This window comes from Paraburkholderia sp. MM5496-R1, from assembly GCF_050436205.1.
GTDB classification, from domain to species: domain Bacteria; phylum Pseudomonadota; class Gammaproteobacteria; order Burkholderiales; family Burkholderiaceae; genus Paraburkholderia; species Paraburkholderia tuberum.
Window position 1 is genome coordinate 3,086,467 of record NZ_JBNDLT010000002.1, and the last position, 15,668, is coordinate 3,102,134.

Here is a 15,668-nt window from a genome sequence, read left to right on the forward strand (position 1 = left end):
CGTGGGACAGGTAAAATACGCGCCTCCTCCGATTACCGGCTCGCCGCGAGACTCACCATGTCCAATTTCATCCAGACACTCAACGACGCCTGGCAGCGCACGAACTCGCTGCTGTGCGTTGGCCTCGATCCCGAGCCCAGCAAATTCCCGGGTGCGCTCGCGGACCGCGCCGACGCGATCTTGGAGTTCTGCCGCACGATCGTCGATGCAACCGCGCCGTACGCGTCGTCGTTCAAGCCGCAGATCGCCTACTTCGCCGCGCATCGCGCAGAAGAGCAGCTCGAGCAGCTGATCGCCCACATTCACGCGAACCATCCGGGCCTGCCGGTGATTCTCGACGCCAAGCGCGGCGATATCGGCAGCACGGCCGAGCAATACGCACGCGAGGCCTTCGAGCGCTACCAGGCCGACGCGGTGACGGTCAATCCGTACATGGGTTTCGATTCCATCGAGCCGTATCTCGAGCACGCAGGCAAGGGCGTGATCGTGCTGTGTCGCACGTCGAACGCGGGTGGCTCGGATCTGCAGTTTCTCGAGACAAGCGGTCGGCCGTTGTATCAGGTCGTCGCGCAACTGGCCGCGCAGAAGTGGAATGCGAGCGGCCAGCTTGGGCTTGTGGTCGGCGCGACGTTTCCGAAGGAAATCGAAGTGGTGCGGGGGATCGTCGGCGACATGCCGCTGCTGATTCCGGGCATCGGCGCGCAAGGCGGCGACGTGCAGGCCACCGTGAGCGCCGGCCGGACCACGAACGGCACCGGCATGCTGATCAACTCTTCGCGCGCGATCATCTACGCGGGCAAGGGCGACGATTTCGCGCAAGCGGCCGCGCAGGCCGCGAAGGACACCCGCGACCGGATCAACGCGTTTCGTTGAACCGGCGGGCGATCCCGCGGCGGCCGGCGCGGCGCGTCAGCGCGCCGGTGCGAGCCGCCCGATCAACCCCGCATGCCGCGGATGCCGCGCCTTCAGCGCATCCACCTCCGCGAGTTCGAACTCGCTGAATTCGAAACCAGGCGCGACCGTGCAGCCGACCAGCGCGAACGATGCCGGATCGGCGCACTCGGCCGCGAACCACAAGCCGGCCGGCACGACGGCTTGACAGACCGTATCGGGATGCGTGAGCGGATTGCCGAGTCGGTGCGTGACGAGCACGCCGCCGGCATCGCTTTCATCGAGCACGTGGACCAGCAGCGGCTCGCCGGCATAGAAATGCCAGACTTCATCGGAACGGATCCGATGCCACGCCGAATGCGCGCCGTCGCACAGCAAGTAATGGATCGCAGTCGACGCCGCACGGGCGTTCCCAACCTCGCTCGGCTCGCCGGCGCGCAGCACACGCGCGGCCGAGCGGTAGGTCTCCGCAAAAAAGCCGCCTTCAGGATGGGGCTTCAGATCGAAGCGGCGGATCAGTTCGTCTGCGATCGCGCGCGAATCCGGCATTGTCCGCCTCCTCAGTGATAGTTAGCCGCCGCTCAATGCTCGCGTTCGTCGAGTAGCGCCAGCAGGCCGCGCAGCGCGTGCGCCGCGGCCTGCACGCGGATCTGATCGCGGTCGCCCTTGAAAATCTTCGTTTCCACCGACGTGTGCAGCCGGTTGCTCCAACCGAACGACACCATGCCGACCGGCTTGGTTTCCGTGCCGCCGCCGGGGCCGGCGACGCCGGTGATCGACAGCGACACCTGCGCTCGGCTGTTGCGCAGCGCGCCTTCGGCCATCGCTCGTGCGACCGGCTCGCTGACCGCGCCGTGCTTTTCGATCAGGTCGGCCGGCACGCCGATCATTTCGCTTTTCGCCTGGTTCGAATACGTGACGAAGCCGCGGTCGAACCAGCCGCTGCTGCCGGAGATGTCGGTGATCGCGGTCGCGACCATGCCGCCCGTGCAGGACTCGGCGGTCACGAGCATCAGGCGCTCGTCGCGCAGACGGTTGCTCACGCGGATCGCAAGCTGGTGAACGACGGAATCGGTAGGCATGGCGTCAGTCAATCCGGAAAACGAAGCCGGCCGGGCGGCGCGGCGAACGGCAGGGGCCGGGCGGCGACCAAAAGAGTCGAACGGTACTCGAACGGTGAACAGGCAGCGCTCAAACCGACATCCGCCACAGCGCAATCACCAGCAACGTAAAAAATGCGGCGATCAGGTCATCGAACATGATGCCAAAGCCACCTTTCAGCCGGCGGTCGAAGTAGCCGATCGGCGGCGGCTTCACCATGTCGAAGAAGCGGAAGATCAGGAACGCGCACACCTGGCCGGTGAGCGTGGCAGGCGTGACCATCAGCAGCACGAGCCAGATCGCGACGATTTCGTCCCACACGACCGCCGACGGATCCTCGACGCCGAGCCGCTTCGCGGTAAAGCCGCACAACGCGATGCCGCCGAGAAAGCCGACGCCGATCAGCACGCCCCATTCAATAACTGTCAGATAACGACTCAGCACCGCGAACGAGGCCCACCCGAGCAGCGTGCCGATCGTGCCCGGTGCGACGGGCGACAGCCCGCTGCCGAAGCCGAGCGACAGAAGGTGGACTGGATGCGACAGCATGAAGCGCGCGGTCGCGCGGCGCGGCTGAGCAGGCTTCGGCTCGCGCGGTCCAGGCGGCTGGGGCGGCTCGCCGCCGAGGAAGTCGTCGGCGGGGCCGAGCGGGGGGTCATTCTGCATGAAAGTGATCGAAACCTTGCAAGGTCAGAGTGAGCGGCGCGCCGCTGGCGTTGCGCCACGCGATGGCCGGGCGGTCGGTGGCCGCCTCCAGTGCGCTTATTGTACCGATGCGGGTGACCGGCACGGCGGCCTTCTGCGCGGCGGCCTCGACCGCGGCGCGCGCGGCGGCGGGCGCGGTGAAGCACAGCTCGTAGTCGTCGCCGCCGGCGAGCGTGCAGCGCTGCTGGACGTCGGGCGGCAGGCGGCGTAGCGCGGCCGAGCGCGGCACCGCATCGACGTCGACGCTCGCGCCCACCGACGAGCGTTCGAGGATGTGCCGCAGATCGCCGGCGAGTCCGTCCGACAGGTCGAGCGCCGCGTGTGCGATGCCGCGCAGCGCGAGGCCGAGCGCGATGCGCGGCTCGGGGCGTTCGAGCGCCCGGCGGAACGTCGCGGCGTCATTCGGGGTGGCGGACCATTCGCCGCGCTGCGCGCCGAGGCCGGCGCGCGCATCGCCGAGAGTGCCGGAGATCCAGATGTCGTCGCCGGGTTGCGCGGCATCGCGGCGCAAGGCTGTTCGTGGCGGCACGCTGCCGAATACCGTAATGCACAGATTGAGCGGCCCGCCCGTCGTATCGCCGCCGATCAGCTCGCAACCGTAGCGCTCGGCGAGCGCGAACAGGCCTTCGCTGAAACCGGAAAGCCAGGCTTCGTCGGCTTTCGGCAGCGAGAAGGCCAGCGTGAACGCCCGCGGCTGCGCGCCCATTGCGGCGAGGTCAGACAGATTGACGGCAAGCGCCTTGTGACCGAGCGCTTCGGGATCGATATCGGCGAAGAAATGACGGCCTTCGACCAGCATGTCCGTCGATATCGCCAGCATTTCGCCGGCAGGCGGCGCCAGCAACGCGCAATCGTCGCCGATGCCGAGCGTGCCGCCTTCGGCATTGGCGGGCCGCCCGGCGGCGGCGCGGCGGGCAAAGAAACGATCGATGAGCGAAAACTCGGAAAGCATGATGGCGGACGGTGAGCGGAGAACGATTGGAGAAATGGCGCGGATCAGGGCGATTGAGCATGATGCCCCGTCGCAAGCGCCGGACCATCCGGACAACGGGCAACGCGCGCTTTCACGCTGTTTCAGTCGCGGCTGTTGTACCCGTATTGAAGGAATTGCGTAGGCAATTGGGGCTACAATGCCGTCGAACGTCTATTCTAATCCGCCCTCCGAAGCCCGCCTTATGTCGAATTCCGTCAATACCAAACTCCGCGAAGCAGCTCTCGATTACCACGAGTTCCCGACTCCCGGCAAAATCGCGATCGCCCCGACCAAGCAGATGATCAACCAGCGCGACCTCGCGCTGGCGTATTCGCCTGGCGTCGCGTTCGCGTGCGAGGAAATCGTCGAGAGCCCGCTGAACGCCGCGCGCTTCACCGCGCGCAGCAACCTCGTCGGCGTCGTCACGAACGGGACCGCGGTGCTGGGCCTCGGCAACATCGGGCCGCTCGCGTCGAAGCCGGTCATGGAAGGCAAGGCCGTCCTGTTCAAGAAGTTCGCCGGCATCGACGTGTTCGATATCGAGATCAACGAGAACGATCCGCACAAGCTGGTCGAGGTGATCGCCGCGCTCGAACCGACCTTCGGCGGCATCAACCTCGAAGACATCAAGGCGCCGGACTGCTTCATCGTCGAACGCGAATGCCGCAAGCGCATGAAGATTCCGGTCTTCCACGACGACCAGCACGGCACCGCGATCGTCGTCGCGGCGGCGGTCACCAACGGCCTGAAGGTCGTCGGCAAGGACATCAAGGAAGTCAAGCTGGTCGCGTCGGGCGCGGGCGCGGCGGCGCTCGCGTGTCTGGACCTGCTGGTCGACATCGGCCTGCCGCTCGAAAACATCACCGTGACCGACCTCGCGGGCGTCGTGTACAAGGGCCGCACCGAACTGATGGACCCGGACAAGGAGCGTTTCGCGCGTGAAACCGACGCGCGCTCGCTTGCCGAGGTGATCGAAGGCGCGGACGTGTTCCTCGGGTTGTCGGCTGGCGGCGTGCTCAAGCAGGACATGGTCAAGCAGATGGCCGCCAGGCCGCTGATCCTCGCGCTTGCGAACCCGACGCCGGAAATCCTGCCGGAACTCGCGCTCGAAGTGCGTCCGGACGCGGTGCTGTGCACGGGCCGCACCGACTACCCGAACCAGGTCAACAACGTGCTCGTGTTCCCGTTTCTGTTCCGCGGCGCGCTCGACGCCGGCGCGACGACGGTCACGCGCGAAATGGAAATCGCCGCCGTCAACGCGATCGCCGAGCTGGCGCGCCAGGAGCAGAGCGACATCGTCGCGACCGCGTACGGCATCCAGGACCTATCGTTCGGACCGGAATACCTGATTCCGAAACCCTTCGATCCGCGTCTGATCGTGAAGGTCGCGCCCGCGGTGGCGAAGGCCGCGATGGAATGCGGCGTCGCCGAGCGTCCAATCGAGGACATGGACGCGTACGCGCAGCATCTGCAACAGTTCGTTTATCACAGCGGCACGACGATGAAGCCGATCTTCCAGCTCGCGCGCAGCATCGAGCCGGAGAAGAAGCGCATCGTGTTCGCGGAAGGCGAAGAAGAGCGCGTGCTGCGCGCGATGCAGATCATCGTCGACGAAAAGCTCGCAAAGCCGATCCTGATCGGCCGGCCGGCCGTGATCGAGCAGCGGATCGCGCGTTATGGCCTGCGGCTCGTCGCGGGGCAGGACTACACGGTCGTCAACACCGATCATGACGAACGTTACCGCGAGTTCTGGCAGGAATACGCGAAGATGATGTCGCGCAAGGGCATCACCACGCAGATGGCCAAGCTCGAGATGCGCCGCCGCACCACGCTGATTGGCTCGATGATGGTCAACAAGGGCGAGGCGGACGGCATGATCTGCGGCACGGTCAGCACCACACACCGCCACCTGCACTTCATCGATCAGGTGATCGGCAAGAAGCCCGGCGCGAAAGTCTATGCGGCGATGAACGCGCTGGTCCTGCCGAATCGGCAGATTTTCCTCGTCGATACGCACGTGAACGTCGATCCGACACCGGCCGAGCTGGCTGAGATCACGATCATGGCAGCCGAGGAAGTGCGCCGTTTCGGCATCGAGCCGAAGGTTGCACTCGTGTCGCACTCGAACTTCGGTTCGAGCAATGCGCCGACGGCGCAGAAGATGCGCGATACGCTCGAGATCCTGCGCGAACGCGTGCCGGAGCTGCAAGTTGACGGCGAAATGCACGGCGACGTCGCGCTCGACGCCAACCTGCGCCGTGAGGTATTGCCCGATTCGACGCTCGAAGGCGACGCGAACCTGCTGGTGCTGCCGAACATCGACGCGGCCAATATCTCGTACAACCTGCTGAAGACGGCGGCCGGCAACAACATTGCGATTGGCCCAATTCTGCTCGGCGCGGCCAAGCCGGTGCACGTGCTGACGCCGTCGGCGACGGTGCGCCGGATCGTCAACATGACGGCGCTGCTGGTCGCGGACGTCAGCGCAACCCGCTAACTGCGCATCGTGATCGGGCCGCGACGGGCCCGGCGCCGGTTTTCCAACCGGTGTACCTGAAAAAAAAGGCGTGCCCGCAATGGGCACGCCCTCAGGGCAAGCAGGGGATCGCCACCCCGAAAAATGGCAATGACACGGCCTTTCGGCTCAGTGGTTACAGGCTCTAACAACCGCAATCGAGCGCTTCGGCCAGCGGCCGCTTGCACCGCCCGCACTGCATTCGATCACGGTTGAGCTCAGTTTAGCCTGATTGAGCTAAACATTTTGTCAAAAGTCGTCAAAGTCCGCGCCACCGGCTTTTCCGCGGGGTGAGGCGGGGTGCCATCGGCCGTCGAACGTTGATTCCAAAGGCTATTAGCGATACCCTTACGACTTTCATGGTCGTCAAACTCGTGATCTGACAGCGGGGAAACCGGATACATGGCACGCAACTGGTTGCGCATGAAAGGCGTGCTGATCGGTGCCGCCGCACTCTGCGCGTTGTCCAGTTCCGCGCCCGAAGCGCTGGCGCGAGATTACTCGGCGCCAACTGGGGTGGAAGCGCAGGTGGGCACCATCGCGCTGGCGCAATTGCCGCGCGAGGCGGTCGATACGTTGAACCTCATTGCCGCCGGCGGGCCTTACCCGTATCAGAAGGACGGCATCGTATTCGGCAACTACGAACGGGTGCTGCCCGCCCACCGGCGCGGCTATTACCATGAATACACCGTCCCCACGCCTCACGCGCGTAATCGCGGGGCGCGCCGCATCGTCTGCGGAGGTCCGCTACAGCGGACCGACAATTGTTATTACTCGGACGACCATTACACCAGTTTTAACCATATTGTTGAATGACATTGGGATGAACGGCATGAGCGACAACATCTACGCGCACGATTCCGGAGTCGCGACGGATCTTTTCGCGGCCGGCGACGGCAATTTGTTCCAACGCGTCATGAAGATGCGCGCCGACCAGCAGGGTCGCGACAATCAAAGCGAGGCTGCCACGGTGGTTTCATCGAACGAGGAGCCCATGAGCCTTTTCAGGACGGTGCGGCCGAACATCGTGCAGTCGATCCGCGCGTTCCGCGTGCAGGATCTCGCCGACGAGGCCAACCTGCTCGGCCAGCACTTTCTGTATGCGTACTGCGCGAACGCCGCCTCGAAGCAGGAAGTGCTCGAGACGATCGCGACGTCGTTCCTGTTTCCCAAGCATTTCGGCAAGAACTACGACGCGCTCTACGACTGCCTGACCGACCTCGTGCACAAGGCCGGCGCGCAGCCCGGCTTCGTGATCGTGCTCGAACACCTGCCGATCGCGCAGAAATTCGACAAGGAAGGGCGCGAGACGCTGCTCGACGTGTTCCGTGAAGCGGCCGAATTCTGGGCCGAGCGCAAGGTCGCGTTCCGGGTGTTCTACTCGTTCGCTTGAGGTTCGCCGGATTTTCGCCTGTTCAGGCGTAGCTGCTTGAGTCTGACAGTCAACGTCGCGGTATAAACGGCAAAGGCCCGCTAATTGGCGGGCCTTTGCTTTTGTCGCGCTGCTTGGGCAAGCTCCCGCTCACCAGCCGCCCCAGCGCGCCGCGAGCCCCGCCAACACTGCGATTCCGGCGGTCTCTGTGCGCAGCACACGCGGTCCCAAGCCAATCGCGGTAAAGCCCTGTTCGCCGGCGGCGGCTTCCTCGTCGGCGCAAAGGCCGCCTTCGGGGCCGATCAGCAGCGTCACGCCACCAGGCGGCGGCGCGTCAGGCAGCGCCGCAAAGCCGATGCTCGCGCGCGGCGATAACAGCAGGCGCAGCTCGTCAGGCGCCGGCTCGCGCGACAGCGTATCGAGCCACGCGCCAATCTCGCACACCGGCATCACGTCCGGAACCCGATTACGTCCGCACTGCTCGCACGACGCCCGCACCACGCCCTGCCAGTGCTGCTGCCGCCGCTGCGCGCGCTCGCCGGTAAGCCGCACGACGCTGCGCGCGGTCGCGAGCGGCACGAAGCCCGAGGCGCCGAGTTCGACCGCCTTCTCGATCAGCCAGTCCATCTTGTCGCCGCCGGCGATGCCTTGGGCGAGCGTCAGCCGATACGGCGGCTCGACCTCGATCGCGCGAAATTCGCCGATTTTCACGCGAGCCGCACGACGCTCGACCTCGACGAGTTCGGCGCCGTATTCGCCGCCCTGGCCGTTGAACAACGCCAGGGAATCGCCTGGCTGCAGACGCAGCACGGCCACGTGGCGCACGACGTCGTCGGGCAGTGCGATCACGTCGTCGGCGTAAAGCGGGATATCAACAAAAAAACGGGGCATCGACGGGAGACTCTTGAATTCAGGACAGGTGGCGGGCGAGTGCCCAGCGATAGCCGTCGATATCCTCGACCTGCGCGAAGCGGTCGCCCCAGAACTGGTCCTGTGGCTCGCTCAGCGACTTCGCGCCGGCCGCGAGCGCGCGAGCATACACGGCGTCGACGTCCTCGACATAGACATAGAACGATTGCGGCGCGATCGTGCCCGCGCTTTTCGGCGTCTTCGCGGTCGAGCCGAACGCGCCTTCAGGCGCGAACATCACGATCAGCTGGCCTTGATAGGTCATCTCGACATGCATGACGACGCCGTCGTCCTGCACGCTGTCGCGCACGTCGAAACCGAACGCCGCCGAGAAGAATGCCGTCGACGCGCGCGCGTCGCGCACCGTCAGATAGGGGGTGAGCCAGGGCACACCGGCGGGGTGGGGGGCGGTCATGGAGTTCTCCGGATCTCGTGAGGCGGCGAGGCCACGGTTGCGGGTTTCGGTCGGGCGCGGCACGCCGGCATCACACGAACCGATTCGCGCAAGGTGTCCGCGCTTCAAAAAGACGACTTCGTCAACGGGCTCAGTTTATCGCGCGCCGATCGCGCCGCCGAGAATAGCCCCGCGTGCAGGGCTGGTTCGTAATGACGCAGCGAATCGATGCCGCGCGCGGCGAGACGCTCGGTGAGCGTGTCGGCGGTGAGCGCGGCGGGGTCGAGCGTGTCGCTGGCGATCGCCATCAGCCATAGCGAGCCGTAGAGCGGCACGAAGGTGCCCAGCGTGCGCACCTGTGCGAACGCGGCGTGCAGATCGCCGAGCAGCCCGGCGATGCGCGGCGCGTGGTGGTACGGCGAGCCGAGATGGAGCGACAGCAACGCATCAGCACGTAGCACGCGCTTCAACTGCGCGTAGAAGGTCGGCGTGTACAGGCCGGCCGCGGGCGAATCGGGTGGCGTCAGGTCGAATACGACGAGGTCGAACTGCGCGGCCGCGACGTTCGTTGCACCCCGCGTCGCGCGGGCCGCCGCCGCGACGTAGTCCGCCGCATCGCCGATCACCAGCTCGACGCGCGGATCGTCGAACGCACCGCCATGCACCTGCGGCAAATGTCCGCGCGTGAGCCGCACGACCTCGGGATCGAGCTCCGCGACGACGATCCGCTCGATGCCCGGATGCCTGAGCAATTGCCTCGCGGCCCCGCCATCGCCGCCGCCGAGCACCAGCGCCGCGCGCGGCGCCGGATGCGCGAGCGCGGCCGGATGCACCATGCATTCGTGGTAGATGAACTCGTCGCCTGCGGACGTCATCGGACGGCCGTCGAGCGTGAACAGCGCGCCGAGCTGCGGCGTGTCCCAGATCTCGATCGTCTGATAACGGGATTCGACACGCTCGACGAGGCGCGCGTGAGGAAAGCCGTAGACGGCGTCGGGACAAGGCTGGAACAATAGCGGGGCGTTCACGGCGGACGGGCTCGATCGGTAGTGCGGACACACAGCTGCTCGAATTGTAAATGCCGCCGCCTGGCGGTGCGCGTTGAACCACGCGGCCAGGCGGCTTTCCGGCCGGATAGGGGGTAGCCTTCTGCTAGAATGTGACGCTTTCAGCCTTGTCCGCTTGCTCTGCCCGTTTCGCGTCTCCTGGCGCCGCATCGTGCGCCGTAGCGAAGTGACCGCCGAGCTTCCGGGCCTCAAGCGCGCCCCCGCTTTCTGACTCTGTCTCCGGACTCGACATGACGACCCCGTCTCCCGCACCCACCTCCCTGATGGCCAACGCGATCCGCGCGTTGGCCATGGACGCCGTTCAAAAGGCGAACTCCGGTCACCCCGGCATGCCGATGGGCATGGCCGAAATCGGCGTCGCCCTGTGGTCGCGTCATCTGCGCCATAACCCGAAGAACCCGCAATGGGCCGATCGCGACCGCTTCGTGCTGTCGAACGGTCACGGCTCGATGCTGCTGTACTCGCTGCTGCATCTGACCGGCTACGACCTGCCGATGGACGAGCTGAAGAACTTCCGCCAGCTCCATTCGAAGACGCCGGGTCACCCGGAATACGGCATCACGCCGGGCGTCGAGACGACCACCGGCCCACTCGGCCAGGGTCTCGCGAACGCGGTCGGCATGGCGCTCGCCGAATCGCTGCTCGCCACCGAATTCAACAAGCCCGACGCCAGGATCGTCGATCACCACACGTACGTGTTCGTCGGCGACGGCTGCCTGATGGAAGGCATCTCGCACGAAGCCTGCTCGCTCGCGGGCGTGCTGAAGCTGAACAAGCTGATCGCGTTCTACGACGACAACGGCATTTCGATCGACGGCGAAGTGGTGCACTGGTTCCACGACGACACGCCGAAGCGCTTCGAAGCATACGGCTGGAACGTGATCCAGAACGTGGTCGGCCATGACGTCGACGCGGTCGACGCGGCGATCAGGCAGGCGAAGCTGTCGGACAAGCCGACGCTGATCTGCTGCAAGACAGTGATCGGTGAAGGCGCGCCGACCAAGGCGGGCTCGCACGATTCGCACGGCGCGCCGCTCGGCGACAAGGAAATCGCGGCGACGCGCGAAGCGATCGGCTGGAAGTGGGAGCCGTTCGTGATTCCGCAGGAAGTCTACACGGCATGGGACGCGAAGGAAGCGGGCGCGCGCTTCGAAGCGGAATGGGACGAGGCGTTCGCTGCCTACGCGGCGAAGTACCCGCAGGAAGCGGCCGAATTCAAGCGCCGCAGCGCGAAGCAACTGCCGGCCGACTGGAAAGATAAGGCGAAAGCGATCATCGCCGGCGCGAACGAGCGCGCTGAGACCGTGGCGACGCGTAAGGCATCGCAGCAGGCCATCGAAGGTCTGTCGGTCGTGTTGCCCGAACTGCTCGGCGGTTCCGCCGACCTGACCGGCTCGAACCTCACCAACTGGAAGGCCGCCAAGCCGGTGCGCGTGAATGCCGAAGGCCGTGCCGCCGGCAACTACGTGAACTACGGCGTGCGCGAATTCGGCATGAGCGCGGCGATCAACGGCGTCGCGCTGCATGGCGGCTACAAGGCGTTCGGCGGCACGTTCCTGACGTTCTCCGACTACAGCCGCAACGCGCTGCGCGTCGCCGCGCTGATGAAGTCGCCGTCGATCTTCGTGTTCACGCACGACTCGATCGGTCTCGGCGAAGACGGCCCGACCCACCAGTCGATCGAACACGTCGCGAGCCTGCGCCTGATCCCGAATCTGCAAACGTGGCGCCCGGCCGACACGGTCGAAACCGCGGTGGCCTGGACCCATGCGATCGAGCATGAAGGTCCGTCGTGCCTGATCTTCAGTCGCCAGAACCTGCAGTTCAACGAGCGCACCGACGCGCAGATCGCCAACATCGAGAAGGGCGGCTACGTGCTGCGCGACTGGGATGAAGAGATCGTCGCGCGTAAGATCATCTTGATCGCGACGGGCTCGGAAGTCGAACTCGCGATGAAAGCCGTCGAGCCCCTCGCGCGCGAAGGCATCGCCGCCCGCGTCGTGTCGATTCCGTCGACGACCGTGTTCGACAAGCAGGACGCCGAGTACCGCGAACGCGTGCTGCCGCATGGCGTGCGTCGCGTCGCGATCGAAGCGGGCGTGTCGGATTTCTGGCGCAAGTACGTGGGTCTGGAAGGCGGCGTGGTCGGCATCGACACGTTCGGCGAATCGGCCCCGGCAGGCGTGCTGTTCAAGCATTTCGGTTTCACCGTCGAGCACGTGGTGGCGACGGTCAAGGCCGCGCTCGGCTGATGGTTGCGTCGCGTTGCCGTCGTGCCCCTCGTGGCTGCGCGCGGCAACGCACCGAACCGGAAGTCCGACCAGGCGAACATAAACGGATTTTTTAGCCATCAGGAGATAAATCATGACGATTCGCGTCGCAATCAACGGCTACGGCCGGATCGGCCGCAATACCCTGCGCGCCTTCTATGAAAACGGCAAGAAGCACGATATCGAAATCGTTGCCATCAACGATCTGGGCGATGCGAAGACCAACGCCCACCTGACGCAGTACGACACCGCGCACGGCAAGTTCCCGGGCGACGTGTCGGTGGACGGCGACTACCTCGTCGTGAACGGCGACAAGATCCGCGTGCTGGCGAACCGCAACCCGGCCGAACTGCCGTGGGGCGAGCTGGGCGTCGACGTCGTGATGGAGTGCACGGGCTTTTTCACGACCAAGGAAAAGGCGAGCGCGCACATCAAGGGCGGCGCGAAGAAGGTCATCATCTCGGCGCCGGGCGGTAAGGACGTCGACGCGACGATTGTCTACGGCGTGAACCACAACGTGCTGAAGGCGTCGGACACGGTCATCTCGAACGCATCGTGCACGACCAACTGCCTCGCGCCGCTGGTCAAGCCGCTGAACGACAAGATCGGCCTCGTGAACGGCCTGATGACGACGATCCACGCGTACACGAACGACCAGGTTCTGACCGACGTGTACCACGAAGACCTGCGCCGCGCGCGTTCGGCCACGCATAGCCAGATCCCGACCAAGACCGGCGCGGCATCGGCGGTCGGCCTCGTGCTGCCGGAACTGAACGGCAAGCTGGACGGCTACGCAATCCGCGTCCCGACGATCAACGTATCGGTCGTCGACCTGTCGTTCATCGCCGCGCGCGACACGACGGTCGAGGAAGTCAACGCGATCATGAAGGAAGCATCGGAAGGTGCGCTGAAGGGCGTCCTCGGTTACAACGACGCACCGCTCGTGTCGATCGACTACAACCACAACCCGGCTTCGTCGACGTTCGACTCGACGCTGACCAAGGTGTCGGGCCGACTCGTGAAAGTGTCGAGCTGGTACGACAACGAGTGGGGCTTCTCGAACCGCATGCTGGACACGGCTGTGGCGCTCGCGAACGCGAAGTAAGTTTCGGGTTTCACGCTGCATGAAAAAGCCGCTCTTCGGAGCGGTTTTTTTTCGTCTGCGATTTTTGCCGTCTACGGCGTGGGGAAATAGACGCCGGCGCGCTGTGCGGCGTTCGCGATGTGCGTCTCGATCGCCTTGCCCGCGGCGAGCGAATCGCGGGCCTTCAACGCGTCGAGAATCGCGCGATGTTCGGTGTACGTGGACAGCACCCGCTCGCGCCGGTAGAACGGCATGCGCTGGCTTTCCTGCATGATCTCGGCGCTGCTGCGCAGGATCGACTCGATCGCCGCATTGCCCGCGATGCTGACGATGCGCATATGGAACGCGTAGTCGAGCCGAGCTGCTTCGTCGAGTTCCTCGCAGGCGAGCGCGCTTTGCATCGCGGTGATGTTTTCCTCGAGCCACGTGAGGTCGTCGTTGGTGACCGCGAGCACCGCCATACGCGCGACGAAGCCTTCGAGCGCGTAGCGCATCTGATACGTGTCGGGCAGCGACGACTGCTCGGCGAAGCGCCACGCCTGCGCGTTTTTCGCCTGCGCGCTTTCCACGTAGACGCCTTTGCCAGGGCGGATCACCAGCAGACCAAGCGCTTCCAGCGTGGAAAGCGCTTCGCGCAGTGACGCGCGGCTGATCGACAGTTCATCGGATAGCTGGCGCTGCGCCGGCAGCAGACTGCCCACCGGATAGACGCCCCCCTCGATACGCTCGCGGATGGTCGCGATGGCCGCGTCGGTGACGGTGTGCGGGACGTTTTTCATGAGGGATCGCTCGGTAGCGTGGTCTGACCGCAATTCTAATACTTGCGCGCGCGAAGGCGCGCCGCGCGCCGTCTGAAATCCCGAAATCCGACCCGAAATCGCCGAAAACACAACGGGTAAACACTGCTCGATGAGTCCTTGACGCGGGTATATCGGCTTTCTACTATTCGCCATAACAGCACTGGTCGGACCAGTCTGAACAGAAGTGACCGAGATAACCATCCGCAGGAGGAAGCCGTGTTGAAATTCTTCAATTCGCTATTTGGCCGGGTCGTGATAGCGCTCGTGGCCGGCATCGTGCTCGGTGCCGTGTTTCCGCATTTCGCGCAGTCCTTGCGGCCGCTTGGCGATGGTTTTCTGAAGCTGATCAAGATGGTGATCGGGCCGATCGTGTTCTGCGTGGTGGTGAGCGGCATGGCGCACGCGGGCGATCTGCGCAAGGTCGGCCGCGTCGGCTTGAAGTCGGTGATCTACTTCGAGGCGATGACGACGATCGCGCTCGTGATCGGCGCGGTGCTCGCTTACGCGACGCGTCCTGGTGCAGGTATGAACGTGAACCTGAACTCGCTCGATGCGGCGTCGCTCGCGACCTATACCGAACACGCGAAGAGCCTGAAGGACACAGCGGGCTTCCTGCTGAAGATCATCCCCGACACGGCGATCAACGCGTTCGCGACCGGCGACATTCTGCAGATCCTCGTGTTCTCGGTGCTGTTCGGCTCGGCGCTGTCGCTGCTCGGCAAGCGCGCGCAGCGCGTGAGCGGGTTGATCGATGAGCTGTCGCAGGTGTTCTTCCGCGTGATGGGCTTCATCATCAAGCTCGCGCCGCTCGGCGTGCTCGGCGCGATCGCGTTCACGACCGGCACCTACGGCGTCGAGTCGCTGAAGCAGCTCGGCATGCTCGTGCTGGTGTTCTACGCGAGCTGCGTGGTGTTCGTCGTGCTCGTGCTCGGCGCGGTGATGCGGCTCGCCGGCTTCAGCATCTTCAAGCTGATCCGCTATCTGCGCGAAGAACTGTCCATCGTGCTCGGCACCGCGTCGTCCGACGCCGTGCTGCCGCAGATCATGCGCAAGCTCGAATGGATGGGCGTCAAGGATTCGACGGTCGGTCTCGTGATTCCGACCGGCTACTCGTTCAACCTCGACGGCTTCTCGATCTATCTGACGCTCGCCGTGCTGTTCATCGCGCAGGCGACCAACACGCCGCTGTCTATTCATGACCTGATCGTCGTCGTGCTGGTGTCGCTGGTGACATCGAAGGGCGCGCACGGCATTCCGGGCTCTGCGATCGTGATTCTCGCGGCGACGCTGTCCGCGATTCCCGCGATTCCCGTGCTCGGTCTCGTGCTGATTCTGCCGGTCGACTGGTTCGTCGGCATCGCCCGGGCGCTCACCAACCTGATCGGCAACTGCGTCGCGACGGTGGTGGTCGCCGTGTGGGAAAACGATATCGACAAGGCGCGCGCGCATCGCGTGCTGAATCGCGACGCGGCGCTGCGCTACGTGCCCGTCGTCGACGACACGCTCGTCGAACCCGGTGCGGCCGAACCCGCACCGGCGGTATGACGGCTGGTCTGACCAGACGAACCGGCATCGCTTCCTAGATAG

General features: G+C 65.1%; 15 protein-coding genes. 7 read left to right on the forward strand and 8 right to left on the reverse strand.

Going from position 1 to position 15,668, the window contains the following annotated elements:
• Positions 1-57 precede the first annotated feature (57 nt).
• A complete protein-coding gene (gene pyrF, locus OKW38_RS21310) occupies positions 58-873 on the forward strand; it encodes an orotidine-5'-phosphate decarboxylase (RefSeq protein WP_429362947.1) in 816 nt (271 codons plus the stop codon).
• A 36-nt stretch (positions 874-909) separates the two neighbouring features.
• Here pyrF and OKW38_RS21315 read toward each other — a convergent pair whose 3' ends face one another.
• The 4 genes from OKW38_RS21315 to thiL form a co-directional block, all read right to left on the reverse strand.
• On the reverse strand, positions 910-1,440 hold the full coding sequence (locus OKW38_RS21315; protein WP_184022907.1) for a cupin domain-containing protein: 531 nt from the start codon (positions 1,438-1,440) through the stop codon (positions 910-912).
• A gap of 32 nt (positions 1,441-1,472) precedes the next feature.
• Positions 1,473-1,973, reverse strand: a complete 501-nt coding sequence (locus OKW38_RS21320; RefSeq protein ID WP_429362949.1) for a CinA family protein — start codon at positions 1,971-1,973, stop codon at positions 1,473-1,475.
• A 109-nt stretch (positions 1,974-2,082) separates the two neighbouring features.
• Positions 2,083-2,658 (reverse strand): phosphatidylglycerophosphatase A family protein, encoded by a 576-nt coding sequence (locus OKW38_RS21325; protein WP_429362951.1) that lies wholly within the window; start codon positions 2,656-2,658, stop codon positions 2,083-2,085.
• Positions 2,648-3,649 carry a thiamine-phosphate kinase gene (gene thiL / locus OKW38_RS21330; protein ID WP_429362952.1) on the reverse strand — a complete coding sequence of 334 codons (1,002 nt, stop codon included), beginning with the start codon at positions 3,647-3,649 and terminating at the stop codon, positions 2,648-2,650. The genes OKW38_RS21325 and thiL overlap by 11 nt, the downstream gene beginning before the upstream one ends.
• A gap of 178 nt (positions 3,650-3,827) precedes the next feature.
• Between thiL and OKW38_RS21335 the strand changes: the two genes are divergently transcribed.
• The 3 genes from OKW38_RS21335 (at position 3,828) to OKW38_RS21345 (ending at position 7,578) form a co-directional block, all read left to right on the forward strand.
• The gene (locus tag OKW38_RS21335) at positions 3,828-6,167 is read left to right on the forward strand and encodes an NADP-dependent malic enzyme (RefSeq protein ID WP_429362954.1); all 2,340 of its coding nucleotides are present in this window, start codon (positions 3,828-3,830) and stop codon (positions 6,165-6,167) included.
• Between the two features lie 420 nt (positions 6,168-6,587).
• Positions 6,588-7,001, forward strand: a complete 414-nt coding sequence (locus OKW38_RS21340; RefSeq protein ID WP_090801868.1) for a ribonuclease — start codon at positions 6,588-6,590, stop codon at positions 6,999-7,001.
• Positions 7,002-7,017: 16 nt separating this feature from the next.
• Positions 7,018-7,578, forward strand: coding sequence for a barstar family protein (locus OKW38_RS21345; protein WP_090805466.1), 561 nt, complete (start codon positions 7,018-7,020; stop codon positions 7,576-7,578).
• A 129-nt stretch (positions 7,579-7,707) separates the two neighbouring features.
• Here OKW38_RS21345 and OKW38_RS21350 read toward each other — a convergent pair whose 3' ends face one another.
• The 3 genes from OKW38_RS21350 to speE form a co-directional block, all read right to left on the reverse strand.
• Positions 7,708-8,448: a 16S rRNA (uracil(1498)-N(3))-methyltransferase gene (locus OKW38_RS21350; RefSeq protein WP_090801866.1), complete on the reverse strand. Its 741-nt coding sequence runs from the start codon at positions 8,446-8,448 to the stop codon at positions 7,708-7,710.
• A gap of 19 nt (positions 8,449-8,467) precedes the next feature.
• Entirely contained in the window at positions 8,468-8,881 is a 414-nt protein-coding gene (locus OKW38_RS21355; RefSeq protein WP_090801864.1) for a VOC family protein, read from the reverse strand.
• Positions 8,882-8,985: 104 nt separating this feature from the next.
• On the reverse strand, positions 8,986-9,888 hold the full coding sequence (gene speE / locus OKW38_RS21360) for a polyamine aminopropyltransferase (RefSeq protein WP_429362955.1): 903 nt from the start codon (positions 9,886-9,888) through the stop codon (positions 8,986-8,988).
• Positions 9,889-10,157: 269 nt separating this feature from the next.
• Here speE and tkt point away from each other — a divergent pair, with 269 nt between their 5' ends.
• Positions 10,158-12,179 carry a transketolase gene (gene tkt / locus OKW38_RS21365; protein ID WP_429362957.1) on the forward strand — a complete coding sequence of 674 codons (2,022 nt, stop codon included), beginning with the start codon at positions 10,158-10,160 and terminating at the stop codon, positions 12,177-12,179.
• A gap of 112 nt (positions 12,180-12,291) precedes the next feature.
• Entirely contained in the window at positions 12,292-13,302 is a 1,011-nt protein-coding gene (gene gap / locus OKW38_RS21370; RefSeq protein ID WP_008923882.1) for a type I glyceraldehyde-3-phosphate dehydrogenase, read from the forward strand.
• A gap of 71 nt (positions 13,303-13,373) precedes the next feature.
• Here gap and OKW38_RS21375 read toward each other — a convergent pair whose 3' ends face one another.
• Entirely contained in the window at positions 13,374-14,060 is a 687-nt protein-coding gene (locus OKW38_RS21375) for a FadR/GntR family transcriptional regulator (protein WP_429293941.1), read from the reverse strand.
• A 237-nt stretch (positions 14,061-14,297) separates the two neighbouring features.
• Here OKW38_RS21375 and OKW38_RS21380 point away from each other — a divergent pair, with 237 nt between their 5' ends.
• Positions 14,298-15,626, forward strand: a complete 1,329-nt coding sequence (locus OKW38_RS21380) for a C4-dicarboxylate transporter DctA (RefSeq protein WP_090801858.1) — start codon at positions 14,298-14,300, stop codon at positions 15,624-15,626.
• Positions 15,627-15,668 lie beyond the last annotated feature (42 nt).

Coding starts and splice junctions, on each gene's coding strand:
- pyrF (WP_429362947.1), top strand. CDS start 58: ATGTCCAATTTCATCCAGACACTCAACGACGCCTGGCAGCGCACGAAC.
- OKW38_RS21315 (WP_184022907.1), bottom strand. CDS start 1,440: ATGCCGGATTCGCGCGCGATCGCAGACGAACTGATCCGCCGCTTCGAT.
- OKW38_RS21320 (WP_429362949.1), bottom strand. CDS start 1,973: ATGCCTACCGATTCCGTCGTTCACCAGCTTGCGATCCGCGTGAGCAAC.
- OKW38_RS21325 (WP_429362951.1), bottom strand. CDS start 2,658: ATGCAGAATGACCCCCCGCTCGGCCCCGCCGACGACTTCCTCGGCGGC.
- thiL (WP_429362952.1), bottom strand. CDS start 3,649: ATGCTTTCCGAGTTTTCGCTCATCGATCGTTTCTTTGCCCGCCGCGCC.
- OKW38_RS21335 (WP_429362954.1), top strand. CDS start 3,828: ATGCCGTCGAACGTCTATTCTAATCCGCCCTCCGAAGCCCGCCTTATG.
- OKW38_RS21340 (WP_090801868.1), top strand. CDS start 6,588: ATGGCACGCAACTGGTTGCGCATGAAAGGCGTGCTGATCGGTGCCGCC.
- OKW38_RS21345 (WP_090805466.1), top strand. CDS start 7,018: ATGAGCGACAACATCTACGCGCACGATTCCGGAGTCGCGACGGATCTT.
- OKW38_RS21350 (WP_090801866.1), bottom strand. CDS start 8,448: ATGCCCCGTTTTTTTGTTGATATCCCGCTTTACGCCGACGACGTGATC.
- OKW38_RS21355 (WP_090801864.1), bottom strand. CDS start 8,881: ATGACCGCCCCCCACCCCGCCGGTGTGCCCTGGCTCACCCCCTATCTG.
- tkt (WP_429362957.1), top strand. CDS start 10,158: ATGACGACCCCGTCTCCCGCACCCACCTCCCTGATGGCCAACGCGATC.
- gap (WP_008923882.1), top strand. CDS start 12,292: ATGACGATTCGCGTCGCAATCAACGGCTACGGCCGGATCGGCCGCAAT.
- OKW38_RS21375 (WP_429293941.1), bottom strand. CDS start 14,060: ATGAAAAACGTCCCGCACACCGTCACCGACGCGGCCATCGCGACCATC.